The sequence below is a fragment of the Pedobacter sp. 22226 genome (assembly GCF_052045455.1).
Classification (GTDB): domain Bacteria; phylum Bacteroidota; class Bacteroidia; order Sphingobacteriales; family Sphingobacteriaceae; genus Pedobacter; species Pedobacter jeongneungensis.
In genome coordinates this window covers 69,390-86,355 of sequence record NZ_JBQEPB010000003.1, presented here as the reverse complement: position 1 = coordinate 86,355, position 16,966 = coordinate 69,390, and the positions used below count along the sequence as shown (strand labels likewise).

Genomic DNA, 16,966 nt, shown 5'->3' with positions numbered 1-16,966 from the left:
CGCTCGGTTATGGAAAAAGTAAGTAGCCTTTCAAATTCTGCAGCTCAGGGCAAAATTAAGCTCAATATCGACCATGCGATTGATTTTGCACCCAAACCCCGTTCTACTAGGAATTATGGCATTACCATTAAATACTATAACGATGGAAAAGCGGAAGTGGCAAAAAGATTAGATTACCAGATCCACCTCAAAGTGAACCAATTTAGAGATGAAAATAAAGTCTGGCAGTTATGCTTTGATAAAACGGATCTTTTTATAGACAGGCATGAGCCTGATTTTATTGGGGAACAATTGGCCAGCATGGGCATGGGTGCAATATATCCCCTAAAGGTTGATGTGAATTCCAGGAACGAAATATTCAGAGGAATTGTTAATCACGGAGAAATCCTAAGCCGCTGGAAACAGGTAGCCGAAAAAATCTCTGATAAATATGAAGGCAGCTATGCGGAGCTATATTTAGAAAAGATGGAGAAAAAGATATCAGATAGGTTTGAGCTTGAATATGCATTAAGAGCAGATATGTTCTGGAATGTGTTTTTTCATCCCCAGTATCTAAAATATGATGGTTCATTATCCCGGCAAAGCACATTATTTTTCCCTGTTATCGCTTATAAAAACATGGCTTTCGAAGGTGTTCAATCTGTTGAGCCCAACTATACCGGTTATGGGACATTCAAAGTGAATTTTTCTTCAGAAGGTGAGATTACCGAAGAGCAAAAAATACAGATGGGGCAAAAAGGGGCTTTAAAAATGAAATTAAATGCCGACTTTGATTTAGATCAGGATGGAGGTTTGCTTAAACATGCGCATGTAAACTGGAATTTATATAAAAAGGAAAAGGGAGAAGAAATAAGCATTAAACGCATTGCTTTCTCTGCTTATGAAATTGAAAGCAGCATTCCGGCAACAGATCAGCATTTGTTAATTCAGGAGGGAAATAACAGTTTCCCTGTTGAAAAGAAAAAGGGATTTTGGGCAAGGGTATTGGGTTAAATAAAGGAGAAGAGAAATGTCACAGAAAGAAATCATTGTACAAGGTGCCACCTGCCAATGCCAGTTTGGTACCACAACCGATAAATTGAAGGTACTTACCCAGCAAAAGCATTATGTGAACGATAAAGATGGCTCGCAAAAATTAATTGCCTCTCATGTAGATATCGGGATGACTTTTGAAAAAAATACCTTCGGACAATGTAAGCTACAACCCACGCCAGGCGGTTTTAAACCCTGTATGCCCGCCCTAACCGAATGGAAAGGCATGTACAAGGATATGGTTTTGATCAACAACGGGCAGGTGCTGGTAGAAGACAGTAAAGGAGTTTGCACCATTAGCGGTTCACCCTGTATCTTTTTTGCTAAAACAGGACAAAAAGGACAGCCTTCGCAGCAGAATATCGATAATGCTGATGAGGAACAACAATCGCAGATTAATCCATTGGTGAATATGAAGGAGCTGGATAAGGCCGGTTTATACGAATTTTTAAACGCTGAATAGTCATGCCAGATAAAATAGAAGATACAAGAGGATTGCAGCATTGTTATTGGAGGGAAAACGGCAAACTTTATTCGCTTACTAAAGGGATGGGAATTTACCTGAATACCGAAAATAAAAATGAATTTGTAGTTGATGAAAGGTGTGTAGGCGGAAAAACCACCAATCCTAAACACACCATCGAAAATGCCCGATGGGCGTTCATATATGATGTGTTTTTTCAAAGCCTGGAAAAAGCAAAGTCCGGCGAAATTACCGATAACCTCTGGGGCCCATTAAGCGGCGGAAAAATCCCGGTAAGTAAATACGGATTGGGTCTTAAATATAAAGTTGGCAGCACTTTTTTATTTAATCCTTCGGGTTATAGCTATTATTACGGCTTTAAACAAAGAGTAGAGCTTTTTAGCGAAAGTCCGGGTACCGGCTTTTATTTTTATGTAATACCGGTAACCAAATCAAACATCTGTTATGCCTACTTTAATAAAAGTGAAGATGTAAAGCGTTATGGCGATTTTGCAAACCTCGAAATCATGCTGCACGGCTATAACCTGGATAAGAAAAACAAATATCGCGGAAAAGTATATCTATTGGAAGAAGATAAAGCGAAAGGTTTAACCGGTACAGATGATTTTAAAAAAAATAACCTGTGGAAAGAACCAAAGGTTTTTGCCATATCTCAGGATGCTGGAAGTTCAAGCAATTGCAACAGCTATTATAAAACTTCTTTTCCGATAGAAATTGCCTGGAAAAAGGACCAAAAAGCAAAGAAAAATTTTACCGTAGTACTCGAAATATATAAATATCATACCGAACCCGGATTAATATACGGTACAAATGAAAAAGAAGAACGGGTAGTTTTCAGGAACTTTGCCGATGAGCCTACCACCGATCTGGTTACATATGATGCTAAAGTATTAGGGCTAAAGGATATCGACAATAAATCGTCTATTTCTAGCCGCTTTATCGTATCTGAAGAATTGATGACCGACTTTTTAGACAGGATTGAAGCGAAAAAAGTAAATCAGATCCAGTACATTGGTGATATCAGGTACACCAGAAAAGAATTCGACCCCTGCGGTTATTCAAAAATCGTGATTAAAGATGATGGAGACAAAGAAAGAAGTGCTTTTACCTGCTTTGATGAAGACCTTTTAACCACAGGGGGCGACAAAACCGGTCAGCCGTTTTCCATCATTGCCGGAGAAAAGAGGAAAGATGTATCCATTACGGTAGAAAACCTGCATAATAAAAATGTACCGTGTAACGGCCTGCTACTTCCAAGCGGACAAAAGCATGATTCTCCTGACCATGTTTTCTTATTGGATAGGGCCATTGCGGCAGAAAAAACAGATAAAGGCTATACTACTACTAAAGATCCTACACAAGAGAATGATACCGATGTAATTCCGGATAAAAACAAGGCGCCTTCTGAGGACGTATCGGAAGTACAGGTTTTACAAAGTGAATTTAAAGGTGAAAACCAGATTGTTTTAAAGCTCAATTATATTTATAATAAAGTTTGGCTGGAAAGGAGTTTAGGGGATAATGCAGCTTCTGAATTTATGTGGATGTTCAACTATTTCTGGTTGAGCGATTCGTTGGCGCAAAGTTATTATCTCCCGGTGAGCACTTGTAGATACCCCAACCAGATTGCAAAAATAAACGTGTATCCGGATATGGAATGGGAGTTTAGTTTAAAGCTATCTTCCGATACACCAGAGGTTTATTCGCACACAAATATGCCTGCCGGTGTTACTTCAAGGCAGAACAGGATAAAAACTTTGGCTGCTTCCAACAACCGCAGGTTTTTAAATGGTGAAGTATCATTCGATCTGGCTATTAAGGCAAAATCAGGTGATTTTACCAGGGAGATATCAGGCGGGTATGCGGCAAAAATAGAACCTTTTTTAAGGGCTTTAATCAAGGTAAAAGAAACATTGGATGATATAACTGGTGTTACCAAAGCCAAAAATGGAATGGCGGCAAAACTGGCTTCAAAACTGCCAATAAAAATGTTGCCCATTACTTTCCAGATGGATTACCCCGTAATATCGATTGCGGGAACCTGGAAACTTGAACCGGACAAGGAAAAAATATATAATGTAAGGAGAACAGGGACCATATCCCTTGGTTTTACGCCATTGATAAAAGGAACAGGTAAACTCGATTTAATCGCCTGTGCCGAATTTATCCCTGCTGCAGGGCAGGTTATCAAAGCAATACGTACCGCTGCCGATGTTGCAGGAATAGAAATCTGGTTTAACCTCCTTGCGTTCGGACAGATAGATTTAAAGGCAAATATTACATTAGGACAAGAGTATGGTATGGAACCCTTAGAGGCCAGTACTACGGTAGGTATCGGGGCTGAATTGGGGATCAAAGCGGCAGCTGATGTCCCAAAGATCAGTTTTAACTCACGTCCTTCAGGTGAAGGTTTTGGCGTCGAATTTGAAGCCTCTGCAAGAGGCGAAACTTCACTTATCTTTTCTGGTAAAACCGGTGCAAGCAACGAAGGCATGTATGTTGAAGCTGGCATAGGATTTGGAGGGCTGTTGGTTTATGTAACTGCAAAGGCAAAAATATGGCGGGCAAAGGTTGGGGTCGACAATGAAGCCCACGAATTGGTAGAGCCTAAACCAGATATGCTTAAAGGACGTTATTACTATATTAAAAACAAATAAATGGGCAAAAAAATTATACTCGGCATCTCCATTTTAATTCAATTCTTGAATATTGGATGTCAGGCACAAAATGATAAAAAAACAATGGAACAAATTATTAACGATATCAAATCCCAGGTAAAAACATATAGCGAAACACCTGTTTATACTGTTCAGATGAATAAACAGGGTTGCAAAATGGTGTTGGAAATGCAGGATAACGTAGATTACAGGATGGTGGAGAACAATGGAGAAAGTATGATGTTGCCTCTTAATGCAATGATTACCAAGAGCGGTCCACAAACGGCTATTGTTAAAATTTATCCAAAAGATGGGGACGAATTTATATCTAAATACGCACATGTTACACTGACTTTTTATCACGCACCCAATAAAAACAGCAGGTTGTCTGAGTATAAAAAAATAACAGAATTTGAACTTCCTTCTGGATTGGAGGAAAAAAAACTTCCGTATTACGAAACCAGGATCCAGTTTGCGGCCACGGTACCTTTTGATTACAGTAAAGAACTGGCCGAAGCAAAAGACCTAAAAACTGTTCCCAACATTGAACAAAAAGTAGTACAAAAATATAATGAGATACGCAATGCCTGCGAAAACTTTGATTCATTGGCGTACAATAAATATTTGGTACACTCTTCAGCCTTAGTTTACAATACAACATACACCAGTAAGGAGCAGATCGAAGAAAAGGAAAGTTCTGGTGATTTGCTTGCCCTTGTTGATCCGCAGGTAAAGAAAAGATCGTTTACACCCATCCAGAACTATTCAGTTCAATATTATGCAAACGGAAAAATAGTAGCTTTATGGCAAAAAAACCATCACCCTGTTTTACATTTAAAAGGTGAAGTTGCTTCCTCTAAAGAAGGCTCAGAAGCGAAGTCATTTGAAGCTGGAGATCCGATTTTTCTATACCTGCCAAAGAATGCTGAAGGACTGCAGGTTTGGTAGTAAATATTACATCTAAATTTATGTTAATTAAAAAAGAACTGCACAGGTAGTTCTTTTTTATGAACAAGCTATGATAGCCAAAAGAATTTCAATTGCACTATTTTGCTATTTCCTTTTTTTTAGGCTCTATGCTGTATGTGCTTTATTTTATTCCTTCATCATTCAGGCATCTAACGAAAACCTGATCAGAAAAACAAACGATGGTTTTCAGCTTACCATTTTCCAGTTAGAGTTTTATTTTTTCCTGATCGTTATTTACGGTTTCCGGCCATCGCGTTTTAATGAAACAATTATTAAAAGTTACCGTGTGGATGAACCTAAAAAACTTTCAAAAAAGGCTTTTTTTTGGACCGTATATTTTGGAGTGCTGCTTGTTGTTTTTGGAATTCCGTTCATGATATTTAAGAGTGCTTTGGCAGGTGTTTTTGATATCCTTACCGGAGCCAACCAGTATATCGTTGAACATACAGGCTTACTCATAATGGCTATGATTTTTTTAGGCCTTAATATGCTGGGCTTTTACTACGATTTTAAAAATGCTTTCGGTCATGCAAAAATTGAGTTTATCAGGGTTTTATATTCATTTATGCTGGCAGTTCCCATTGCTGTTGTGCTGTATCTGATTACTGTAGTATTACAGCTGAAAGCAGATGCATTGATCATTATCTGCCTGGCATTCAATATTTCATTTCTTTTTCTACAGGTTATGGGCTATAGGGGAAGAAGGAAGTTAAATTAACCGAACACCCATAGAATAGACCGAACCAGCAATATATTTTTCTTCGATCTACTGTGAAAAGAAAATGGATTAATAAGTGGTGTAACACTCCCCCGGATCTAATTCAGAAATCATCAGATAAAATTTATATGAAAAGAATTGTTGTTATTTTAACCATTGTGAGTAGCTTTTTCATACACGGTGTACTAAATGCTCAAAATCCAAAATCCATTTGCATCACTTGTGGCCGTTTTGATTTAGCCAAAATAAATTTCAGTGAAGATATTAATGTTTTAGCCGTTCAGAATAAAAGCAAAACTGTACTTTCAGGGCAGCAGCAAAATAATCAGACCAAACTTTACGAAACATTTTTCCTTTTTAAGGATGACAAGGGTAAAAATCCTGAAATCATTACCTACTAGAACTGGTTTACATTCAATAATGTCAGAATCCTGAGCAATGATAAAAGCAAGATCATTGCATTTGCTGCCTTTAATTTTTATGATCGGCCAATGTCGCAAATTGATGCCTTGGTTAATCAGCTCAAAAATAAATTTAAAAGCAGTACTCCAAAAATTGGAAAACTGATAGACGGAGCCATCGTTTATCAATGGTTTCTTAATGATGTTATTGTACAGCTTGAAAGAGATACGAAACAGGAAGTTGAGAGTACCAATGTTAATGGTAAATGGGTTGATAAGAAAACCTGCCACGTGAAGTTAACTGTTTTTAACAAAGCACTGCTGGATGATAAAATGAAAATAACATTGGCAAGAAATATCAATTTTCTGTTCTATCAGAAAGAACATTTTAAAGGTGGTTAAATAATCTTTAACACAAAACTTTTAATGCTACCTGCAGTAAAATCCAACCTCACACTGTGTTATCATAAAATATCGGTAATCCTTTAAGCAAACGGGTTCTAAAGGAGTATTTTAAAAAATATTGCTTTTAATAAATTGCTGTTGCAAAAAGCAACACTTTGCCCTAAAATGCTACAATGTTTTAAGCTATTGCATGTAATAAAAATAAGACATTAAATAATTTGAAAAAAAATACAATTTTTTTCTGTGCAATAATCTGCATTTTTTATAGCGTGAGTCAGGATTTCTAAATTATTTCGGGGTTGTTACTGGTTATATATGAGGCAGATACACAATATTTGGCCTAATATTTGGCTAATAATATACAGTAGTGGACGCTACATAAAATTCAATTTTTTTTAACCTTTAAATTTTAAAACTATGGCTTTCAAAGCTAGATTAAATTTTTCAGGCAAGGAGTACGATGTGCTTCATTGTGCCTATGCGTTAAACCGTGATGTAGATGCTAAAGGAAGACCCTCTTCCGGAGTTTACGGCGGTACCATCGACATTGAGATCGAATCAACCGAAGACACCTCAATTATCGAGGCGATGGTAAACAACCAGTACAAACCCATTACAGGAACCCTGCTGATCAAAAAATCGGAGGAAGATGCCAAAATGAAAGAAGTTAACTTCGAAGACGGCTACATTGTTAAATATTCCGAAGGGATTAACATTGTTGGCGATCACCCGATGACGCTCAAATTCCAGATTTCAGCGCGCAAGCTTAAATTAGGTAGCGCCGAGCACATTAACGATTGGCCAAAAGCCTAAAGAGAGGTCTAAGGCATAAGGTTTAGGGTACAAGGCAATAGAACGCCTTACGCCAAACCCCATGCGCTTATCGCAACCGCTCAACGCAATTCATTCATTTAAAAACATTAAAAATTACTACAATGGCATTCAAAACCCGTTTAAACTTAGGATCAAAAGAATTTGATGTACTACAGTGCAGCTTTTCATTAAACAGAGATGTTGACGCAAAAGGCCGTCCATCGTCAGGTGTTTATGGTGGTACCATCAACATCGAAATCGAATCAACCGAAGATACCTCGGTAATCGAATCAATGGTTAACAACCAATATAAGCCACAGGCTGGTAGCATTATCTTCAAAAAAGGTGAAGAAGATGCAAAGATGAAAGAACTAACTTTTGAAGATGCCTATATCATCCAGTATAACGAGGGTATTGCGGTAAACGACAATACACCTATGACTTTAAGTTTTGTGGTATCTGCCCGTAAATTAAAGGTGGGTAACGCAGAACACGAAAACGACTGGCCAAAAGCTTAAATTTTCTATAAATGAGGTAGAAATTGAAATACATTTCTATCTCATAAACATTTAAGTTATGGGAAATATTGATTATGCAAAGCTCTTCCGCGATAAGCGGTTGGATATTGCTATTGGAGTGGGCTATGAATTTGCTGGTGAAAAGCCCGATTTCTCTAATGAACTGAATGATATCATAACAGTATTGCTCGGCAATGGCTTCCGCAAAACAGCAAAATCATCATCAGATTTATATTACGATACTTACTATTTACGTAAAAGGTACTATTTAACCGCCACCAAACAGCTGGTTGATGTTGATATCTATGTTTACATCACCAGTTCAAAAAAGAAAAGTCCGGCAAGCACCTTTGCCTCATTTTTAGCCACCAAAGAGATTGTAATTTATAGCGGCCATGGGCGTATAGGTATAGGACCCGATTTTGACGATGAGAAAAGCAGTAAAGAAAATTTCATTGTTGGATTGAATACGGTTGCCCATGCAAATAATCAGCTTAAACTTCAAAATTCTCCCCACGATAAAGCCCTGCGAATAAAATATGTAAAAGGGATGCACTCCCGGAAGGATAACGATTTAGAAAGTATTACCAAAAAGAATCTTTTTAGAGAAAACTTATACCAGGTCTGGTTTTTTAATGCTTGCTCATCTATCGATTACCTGGACGAGATCAGGGGAAAATGGTCGGTAAAGGATAAAATGCAAAAATTTGGCCTCGTACGTACCGAAACAGGAAAAATCAAATCGAAGGCTAATTTAGTTGTTTTTGGCACAAAACAATCTGTTAGATCTGATGCAACACCTATCTTAAAACAGATTCTGGCCGGTAAAAGCATGGACGATATTGTAAAAACAATGCAGGCGTATGAAAAATTATTTTCTCCGGATAATAATAGCAACAATATATACTTCTCCGATTAAAATGAAAATATTAAAGAATATAGGAATACTGTGCTGCTGTTTTATAATGGCATCATCCTGTAAATCAGGCGGAAATAATGAGAGAGAGCAGGTGAAAAAGAAATCTGAAGACTTAACCGACACAAATATGGCGAATAAAACAAAAGCCCCGCAGTTGGATACAACAACGGTAGATATGGAAAAAGTAAAAAAGGATTTGGATTGGGCTGATATCAAATTGAAGTTTATCAGCGAATGCCTGAATCCTTTTTTAAAGGCCAGAAAAGTTGCTACCAACTGTAGCGATTGCGATAAGATTTCTTTTAGCTATACCCTTACCTCAAATGAAAATGGAGAAGTGATAAACGTAAGGCGGGAGTCTGAAACCATACAGTGCAAAAAGCTGAGCAGCAATGATATTACAGCACTTCATGATGCGATAGAAATCTATTTAAAAAAGCAGGTTTTACCCAAATCGTTTGGTAAAGGCAGTTATACCGGCCAATTGGGTTTTATATTAAAATGTTAATTAACCCTCAATAATCAATTCTAAACCGAAAAACATGTCTACAGCAAATAAAGTACGGGCAGAAATATTTGTAGATGGTGGAAAAATCAGCCACTTCACCTATCTTAAGCTGTCACAGTCATTTAACAACCACCATGAATTCGAATTGCACCTCAGTTTGTTCGATCTTGGTTTTGCCGGAACATTTGATGTTTACCAGTCGAGAAATTGGATTGGCAAGGATATTACTATAGAACTTTTTTCTGCACTTGGTCAATCTGCAAACAAGTTTAAAGGGCTGGTTACTAAAATAAGTGTGATAAAAGCACACGGACAGAGCGGAGGATACGTACTGAGTGGTTATAGCCCTACTATAAAGCTTGATGGTGGAGCCATTATGCGTTCATTTAACCAGCTTAATCTGGAGGCAATAACTGCTAAGGTATTAAAGGCCGGCGGTGTTGAGGTACAGATTAATGTAAACCGTAATGCAACGCTGGGATATTTTACACAGTACAAAGAAAGTAACTTCGATTTTATAAACCGGATTTCGGCATTATATGGCGAATGGTTTTTCTACAATGGCGAGCAATTGTGCTTTGGAATGCCCGATAAACTGGAAGAAATCCAGCTGGTTTATGGCCGCGATATTGAGCAGATGGATTTTTCTATGAGGGTTGCCCACCTTAATTTTTCCAATTATTCCTATAACTCCGAAAACGATCAGGTATTAAGTGGTACCGCAAAACCAGATACAGGTGGCTTATCTGAGCACAGCCTTTTCGCCATCCAGCAATCACAGGAAACTTTTAATGGAGAAAACAATACTCCACTGCGTAACCGCATTACTTCGCAAAAGGAGCTGGATGATATCCTAAAGGTAAAAAAAGCTGCTGTTTCAAATGATCTCGTAGGTATTAATGCTGTGGGCGATAATCCTGCAGTTGCCCTTGGCAAAATTGTTAAAATCATCAACTCGCAGCGCGAAGAACTGAATTTTGTAGAAAAGGATGAAGGAAGTTACCTGGTACTCTCGGTTACCCACGAGATCCAATCGAATAATGAATATAAAAACCATTTTTACGGAATAGATGCCGGAGCCGATGTAATCCCTGTGTACAATATTAAGATTCCGATAGCTGAAACCCAGATAGCCAAAGTGGTTGATAATAACGACCCCAAAGGCATGGGCCGCGTAAAAGTACAGATGCTTTGGCAAACCGGTACCGACAAAACAGAGTGGATCAGGGTACTTACGCCCGATGCCGGAAGCAGCGACAAGGTAAGCAAGAACAGGGGATTTGCATTTGTACCCGAAACCGGCGATCAGGTGTTAATTGGTTTCAGGTATAACGATGCCAACCGGCCATTTGTAATGGGCAGCATGTACCACGGTAAAATTGGTGCCGGTGGTGGCGAAACCAACAAAACGAAAAGCTTAACCACCAGGAGCGGTTGCTCGGTGATATTAGATGATAGTAAAGGAAGTGCCACCGTGAAAGATCCGAGCGGTAACATACTGGTAATGCATGGAGATGGCACCATAACCTTAACTGCGCCCAATACCTTTACCATTAATACCAAAGATTTTATCGTGAATGCCAGCAACAGCATTGCCATTAATGCCCAGCCCGGCGAAGAAGGCGGCGGAGAAGGTACAATAGCCATTAGCGCCAAAAAAACCATTGCTGCAACGGCAGATACAGAAGGCATTACTTTAGACGCTACGGAAATGGGGGTGGCCATTAAGGGTAAAACAGATGTAAGCGTAGAAAGTACAACAGCATCAGCATCAGTTAAGGGAAGTACCGAAACCAAAATTGATGGTGCTGATGTTAAAATGAGCGGAACTGCCACTATAAGAATTAACTCTAATGATACCGATATAACCTAAAAGATTATGCCTGATGAGTTAGAATATATTGTTGATAAAGCCGTATGCCATTGTGATAAAGGCGCTACTCCCAATTTTTTTAAGGGATTGGCCAATCAGAATGTTAAAATAAACGGCTGTATGGCCTGCACTAAGGCCGATAAAATTCCCATTGCCAATATTCCTTCTTTTGGGGTTTGTAGTGTTACGGGATCCGCCTGTGCGCCAGCACCAGTAGATTGGACAGATACTTATAAGGTAAAAATCAAAGGGAAAGAAACTTTGCTTTTTAAATCCAAACTACCCTGTAGTATTGGTGGTAAAATCGAATTCATGACGAGTGGACAGATTCCTGTTAGCGAAGAAGATTTGGCTAAAATGACCGATGAGCATAGCGAAAAAGAAGAAGAAGATGAAGGTTGGGGCTGGTGGGATACTGCAGAATTGATCCCGGTAGTGGGCAGTGTAATCGGTATTGTACGCTCGGCAGCAAAAGGCAACTGGTGGATGGTAGCGGCCAATGTTGGATTCTTAGCGCTTGATATTGCTGGTGTAGTTAGTTTTGGTGCAACAACGGCTGCTTCTACCGCAGCAAAAGGAGGTTTAAAGGCAGGCTTAAAAGTTGCAGGGAAAGCTGCGCTGGAGGCCGCCGGGAAAGTGCTTACCAAAGAAGGAGCCAAAGCATTGGCCAAAGGCGTAGCCAAACATGTGGATGACATTGCTAAGGCTACCATGAAAGTTTGTGTATTTGCCTGTTTTATAAAAGGAACTAAAATCGCAATAGAAAATGGATACAAAAATATCGAAGATATCCAAATAGGCGATTTTGTTTGGGCATACAACGAAGAAACCAGAGAAAATGAACTCAGGGAAGTCTTAAATACAATGGAAAATGATGTTGATGCAACTATTGTTTTAACATTCGAAACCGAAAATATAGAAACTACTGCCGAACATCCTTTTTATACGCAGAAAGGTTGGAAAGAAGCTGCCGACCTTACCCAAAATGATAAAATCCTGGCAAGAAGCGGCAATTGGGTGACCTTGATTTCTTCCGACTTTTTATACGAAAAGAAAAAGGTTTATAATTTCGAAGTTGATGATTTACATACATATTTTGTAAGTGAAATGAATTTCCTGGTGCATAATACTGGAAAATGTGTGAGTAAGATGGCAGCAGAGGCCGCTGAGAATATTGCTAAAACCTGGGATGATCTGGCCAAATTTGTGCATTGCTTTACGGCCGAAACTTTAGTTAAAATAGAAAATGGTTATGCTCCTATTGAAACGCTTGCAGTTGGAGATTTTGTACTGGCTTTTGATGCTGAAAAGAATGAAAATATACTGAAAAAAATATTGAAAGTGTATCAGAGTCATACGGAGAAAATTTGCTGTTTATATATTGAGGATGAAGTGCTTGAGTGTACCTCTTCTCACAGATTTTGGTCTCTCACCCATAACGATTGGATTATTGCAGGAGAAATTACCGAAGGATGTATTTTAAGAGATGCCAATGGAGGGGGAAAACTGGTAAATGCTATAAAACATGTGGATATTAGTGTTCCTACTTTTAATCTGGAAGTGAAAGATGCACATACTTATTATGTATCTCCTTTGGATATATTGGTGCACAATGGTAACCCCTTTCCTAATTCTTCATATAATGATTTAAGTCCTAGACCAACAAAAATTTATGGCATTGTAGATAAGAGCACAAATAAAATTGTGTATGTTGGGAAGAGTGTTCAAAAAGAGGGCACTCGGCTATCACAGCATGTTCTTGAAAAAAAATTGGATCCTAAGAGATATCGTATAAAAGTTTTAGATAAGGGTAATTGGAATGCATTTCAAACTGCCGCTAGAGAGCAGCATTATATTATGAAAAACGGCACGAAATTACAAAAACTAGGTGCACAGATCAAGAACAAGATCAATGCATTATCAAGAAAAAAGTTTGATTATTTTAGCAAAATTATAAAATGCCCTTAAGATGAAAGAAAAATTAAATCCTGGAGATATTTTCTATTTAAAATTAACGAATATTGATAAGTACATTTTTGGTAGAGTATTATTTGATGTTGACCAACAATATTTAAATAAAGAAGATACAAAAAATGAAGAAGCATACTTCGATGTTTATGAAGATTGCCAATTGTTAGAAATGTATACTGGAATTTATGATAGTATAAGCATGCCTGATGCATTAAACATTCTTATTCAGGGGGTTTTTATATATAGAATAGATTCAAAAAATAATAAGTTGAAATGGGGGAAAGTTGGCAATAATAAAGTTGATTATAAAGCCCTCGAATTTCCAGAAATATTAGCAAATTCATTAGGTCATGTTAATCTTCTAAGGGGCGAATTAAGTTTTGAAACAAAATACGAAGATGCCGATGAATTTGAAATAGATTGGAGTGCCGAATTTCCGGAAGTATTGGCTAATGAATGTGCTTACTTACAAAACCAGCATGGCTTAATTGATGGAGAGCACTATAGCGAAAGCTTTAAAAGAATGGACCTTCGGAATTTTCCAGAATTACGAAATAAAGTATATGCAGATTTAGGACTTGATCCTAAGAAATCGTATTATGAATTATCAAAGGAAGTGGGCTTTGATTTGGCTAGATTTTATTAACAATAATGTTATTATGGGTGCCTGGGGGATAAAAAATTTTGAAAACGATACTGCTATTGACTGGCTTAACGACTTTCAGCAAGAAAGAGATTCTACAGCGATAGAATTAGTATTAGACGGGCTTTTAAATGAACCCGATTTTATAGATGATGAGGAGAGTTTTATTACTTTAGGTTATTTAGAATTATTGGCAATTAAACAAGGGCTCATAAACCCAACAATCAAGATTAATACTTCCCTTCATATCACCTACAATTTAATTCAAAAGACAATTAAGGCTACGCACAAAATTTTATTCTTTGAAAATCATTCGGAATTAAGATCGTTATGGGAAGAATCGGAAGAGTATGCTGAATGGCAGGATTATCAACTATTTTTGGTTAAAATTTTAAATGATTACCTTAAAACGATTGCGCCAGGCTTCGAACCTGATGATAATTTGCCCCCTGTAGATAAGAACAATCCATGGTTATCAACGGACTGGAATAAGAATTGATTTTATGGAATCTTTGATTTCAATTATTAGGGAGCCCTCAACTAAGTATTATCCTGTAATAGCATCTTAATTACATTCTTTAACGCCGGATTCCGGTTCGATTCTTTCCAGATCATATATAGCTCTGTTCTTTGTGGAATATGGGTGAGCTCTACAAACTTCACATTTTCCTGATAGCCATATTGAAGGCCCGTGGGTACAATGGCAATGCCTAAACCTTCCTCTACCAGTTTGTAAATGGTTAAAGCATTAACAGATTTATGGTAGGTTTTGGGTTTAAAACCATGGTCTTCACAAATGCTCATCATCAGGTCGTAATAAAATGGACTGTCGTCGCTAGAGAAGAATATAAAAGGCTCATCACCCAGTTTTTTTACCGCTTCAAAACTTACCTTCTTCATCGGGTGGCTTTTGGGCAATACCAGCGAGAAAGTGTCCTGGTGGATCATGTATTTGGAAATGCCTGGCTTAAACTGTTGCATCCGCACAAACCCCATATCAAGCATATCCTTTTCCAGGAGTTCGATCTGTAGTTTATTGGGCATTTCATCCAGATTGGTCCGGATTTCCGGAAAATCTTTGTTCAGTTTAAAAATTACCTCAGGTACAATTTTCTGTGCTGCCGAGCCTAAAAAACCGATCCGTAGTTCACCTTGTTTGCCCTCAGTAATGTTGGTTAACTGTTTTTTAATGTTTTCGATGTGGCTGAACAGAAAATCAACTTCTTCTTTCAGGTAAAGGCCGGCTGCGGTTAGGGTTACCTTTTTCTTGTTCCGATCGAACAGTGGGGCGTTAAAAATTTCTTCCATCTGTTTAATCTGCCGGCTTAATCCTGGTTGAGAAATAAATAAGCGGTCAGCAGCCTTTCTAAACTTCAGTTCCTCTGCCAAAACCTGAAAATATTTTAGGTGCCTAAGTTCTATCTGATAACTCATGGTTATTACATGATGATGTAATTGGTATTTATAGGTATCAAATATAGGGCTTATTTTTGTTTAAAACCTTTATAACATGAGCGGGCAACAGATTTTTAATTACGGAACAGACCATTTAACTGCTAAACTGGCTTTAGCCATCAGTAATGGTGAAATAAAGGGCGTTTTAAGCGAAAGCACACGCGAAAAAGTAATTGAGAGCAGTAAAGTGGTAGAGCGGATTGCGGTTTCTGGCAAGGCCGTTTATGGCATCAATACTGGTTTCGGACCCTTATGTACTTCCATGATTTCGGCTGTTGATACCCGTAAATTGCAGGAAAATATTTTGAAAAGCCATGCTGTTGGCGTTGGCGAACCTATAGATACTGAAATATCAAGACTGATGCTGGTTTTAAAACTACAGGCTTTAGCTCAGGGATATTCAGGCATTAATGTAGAAACCCTCGACCTGATGATCTGGTTTTTAGAAACCGGTGCTACGCCGGTTGTGCCTAAACAAGGTTCTGTTGGTGCATCTGGCGATCTTGCTCCTTTATCTCATCTCTTTTTACCTTTAATCGGCTTGGGTAAGGTTCATTACAAAGGCGAAATTATTTCTACCGCCCAACTTTTAACAGCACATCAGATGCAGCCCATACAATTGGGACCAAAAGAAGGCCTGGCTTTAATTAACGGTACGCAGTTTATCGCCGCACACGCCGTTAAAGTGGTACAACGTCTGGAAAATGTGCTGGATTCTGCTAATATTATCGCTGCCTTGATGATCGAAGGTTTGCAAGGATCAGAAAAGCCTTTTCATGCACAACTTCATCAGTTAAGGCCATATCCGGCAAATATTTCGGTCGCAGAACAAATGCGGAAACTACTGCAGGGCTCTGAAATTATGAAATCGCATGCCGGTTGTGCCAAAGTGCAGGATCCTTATTCCCTGAGGTGCATTCCGCAGGTACATGGTGCTTCCCGAACGGCATGGTTGCATTTAAAAGAAGCTTTAGAAATCGAACTTAATTCGGTAACTGATAATCCAGTCATCTTTAATGATGATTTAACCATTAGCGGAGGGAATTTCCATGGGCAGCCATTGGCTTTACCACTTGATTACGCCTGTTTAGCCGCTTCGGAAATTGGAAACATCAGCGATAGACGGATTTACCTCTCTTTAGAAGGAAATACCCCTGGTGTGCCGAAATTGCTGATGAAAGAAACCGGATTAAATTCAGGATTTATGATTGTTCAATACACTTCGGCGGCTTTGGCCAGCGAAAATAAAGGGCTTTGTTTCCCAGCCAGTGCCGATAGTATTCCAACCTCGCTGGGGCAGGAAGATCATGTAAGCATGGGCTCGATAGGAGCACGTAAAGCCTTACAGGTAATCGAAAATGTAGAAAAAATACTGGGCATCGAGCTTTTTTGTGCTGCTCAGGCGGTTGATTATCACCATCCATTAAAACCTGGAAAAATATTGGCTGCGGTTCATGATTTTGTCCGCACCGAAATTGATCATTTTGAAGAAGATCAGATCATGTATAACATGATGGAAAATGCCATCCGCATGGTACAACGGGGAGAAATTGTTGCTGCAGTAGCCAAAGCAGAACAGGATTTAAATTAAGATTTAAAA

General features: G+C 38.4%; 17 protein-coding genes. 16 read left to right on the top strand and 1 reads right to left on the bottom strand.

The window, feature by feature from the left end; translation table 11 throughout:
• Positions 1-9 precede the first annotated feature (9 nt).
• The 15 genes from ACTJKC_RS07310 to ACTJKC_RS07240 all read left to right on the top strand — a co-directional run bounded on the left by ACTJKC_RS07310 (position 10) and on the right by ACTJKC_RS07240 (position 14,410).
• A complete protein-coding gene (locus ACTJKC_RS07310; RefSeq protein WP_440790895.1) occupies positions 10-993 on the top strand; it encodes a hypothetical protein in 984 nt (327 codons plus the stop codon).
• A 16-nt stretch (positions 994-1,009) separates the two neighbouring features.
• Complete coding sequence (locus ACTJKC_RS07305; RefSeq protein ID WP_440790894.1) at positions 1,010-1,495, top strand: DUF4280 domain-containing protein; 486 nt, start codon at positions 1,010-1,012, stop codon at positions 1,493-1,495.
• A 2-nt stretch (positions 1,496-1,497) separates the two neighbouring features.
• Positions 1,498-4,173 carry a hypothetical protein gene (locus ACTJKC_RS07300; RefSeq protein WP_344852386.1) on the top strand — a complete coding sequence of 892 codons (2,676 nt, stop codon included), beginning with the start codon at positions 1,498-1,500 and terminating at the stop codon, positions 4,171-4,173.
• An 84-nt stretch (positions 4,174-4,257) separates the two neighbouring features.
• Positions 4,258-5,121, top strand: a complete 864-nt coding sequence (locus tag ACTJKC_RS07295) for a hypothetical protein (protein WP_344852385.1) — start codon at positions 4,258-4,260, stop codon at positions 5,119-5,121.
• Between the two features lie 70 nt (positions 5,122-5,191).
• Positions 5,192-5,860, top strand: coding sequence for a hypothetical protein (locus tag ACTJKC_RS07290; RefSeq protein WP_440790893.1), 669 nt, complete (start codon positions 5,192-5,194; stop codon positions 5,858-5,860).
• 128 nt (positions 5,861-5,988) lie between these two features.
• Positions 5,989-6,261: a hypothetical protein gene (locus ACTJKC_RS07285; protein ID WP_440790892.1), complete on the top strand. Its 273-nt coding sequence runs from the start codon at positions 5,989-5,991 to the stop codon at positions 6,259-6,261.
• A gap of 90 nt (positions 6,262-6,351) precedes the next feature.
• Positions 6,352-6,663 (top strand): hypothetical protein, encoded by a 312-nt coding sequence (locus tag ACTJKC_RS07280; RefSeq protein WP_440790891.1) that lies wholly within the window; start codon positions 6,352-6,354, stop codon positions 6,661-6,663.
• A gap of 420 nt (positions 6,664-7,083) precedes the next feature.
• Positions 7,084-7,479, top strand: a complete 396-nt coding sequence (gene tssD, locus ACTJKC_RS07275) for a type VI secretion system tube protein TssD (protein WP_440790890.1) — start codon at positions 7,084-7,086, stop codon at positions 7,477-7,479.
• A 122-nt stretch (positions 7,480-7,601) separates the two neighbouring features.
• Complete coding sequence (gene tssD / locus ACTJKC_RS07270) at positions 7,602-7,997, top strand: type VI secretion system tube protein TssD (protein ID WP_344852381.1); 396 nt, start codon at positions 7,602-7,604, stop codon at positions 7,995-7,997.
• Between the two features lie 58 nt (positions 7,998-8,055).
• On the top strand, positions 8,056-8,916 hold the full coding sequence (locus ACTJKC_RS07265; protein ID WP_440790889.1) for a hypothetical protein: 861 nt from the start codon (positions 8,056-8,058) through the stop codon (positions 8,914-8,916).
• Between the two features lie 46 nt (positions 8,917-8,962).
• Positions 8,963-9,424 (top strand): hypothetical protein, encoded by a 462-nt coding sequence (locus ACTJKC_RS07260; RefSeq protein ID WP_440790888.1) that lies wholly within the window; start codon positions 8,963-8,965, stop codon positions 9,422-9,424.
• 34 nt (positions 9,425-9,458) lie between these two features.
• A complete protein-coding gene (locus ACTJKC_RS07255; RefSeq protein WP_440790887.1) occupies positions 9,459-11,297 on the top strand; it encodes a type VI secretion system Vgr family protein in 1,839 nt (612 codons plus the stop codon).
• 6 nt (positions 11,298-11,303) lie between these two features.
• Complete coding sequence (locus tag ACTJKC_RS07250) at positions 11,304-13,265, top strand: polymorphic toxin-type HINT domain-containing protein (protein ID WP_440790886.1); 1,962 nt, start codon at positions 11,304-11,306, stop codon at positions 13,263-13,265.
• A gap of 1 nt (position 13,266) precedes the next feature.
• On the top strand, positions 13,267-13,914 hold the full coding sequence (locus ACTJKC_RS07245; RefSeq protein ID WP_440790885.1) for a hypothetical protein: 648 nt from the start codon (positions 13,267-13,269) through the stop codon (positions 13,912-13,914).
• Complete coding sequence (locus ACTJKC_RS07240; protein ID WP_440790884.1) at positions 13,868-14,410, top strand: DUF4259 domain-containing protein; 543 nt, start codon at positions 13,868-13,870, stop codon at positions 14,408-14,410. The genes ACTJKC_RS07245 and ACTJKC_RS07240 overlap by 47 nt, the downstream gene beginning before the upstream one ends.
• A 41-nt stretch (positions 14,411-14,451) precedes the next feature.
• Here the strand turns inward: ACTJKC_RS07240 and ACTJKC_RS07235 are convergent, their stop codons facing one another.
• Entirely contained in the window at positions 14,452-15,345 is an 894-nt protein-coding gene (locus ACTJKC_RS07235; RefSeq protein ID WP_440790883.1) for a LysR family transcriptional regulator, read from the bottom strand.
• A gap of 76 nt (positions 15,346-15,421) precedes the next feature.
• Here ACTJKC_RS07235 and hutH point away from each other — a divergent pair, with 76 nt between their 5' ends.
• A complete protein-coding gene (hutH, locus tag ACTJKC_RS07230) occupies positions 15,422-16,957 on the top strand; it encodes a histidine ammonia-lyase (protein ID WP_440790882.1) in 1,536 nt (511 codons plus the stop codon).
• The last annotated feature ends 9 nt before the right edge of the window (positions 16,958-16,966 follow it).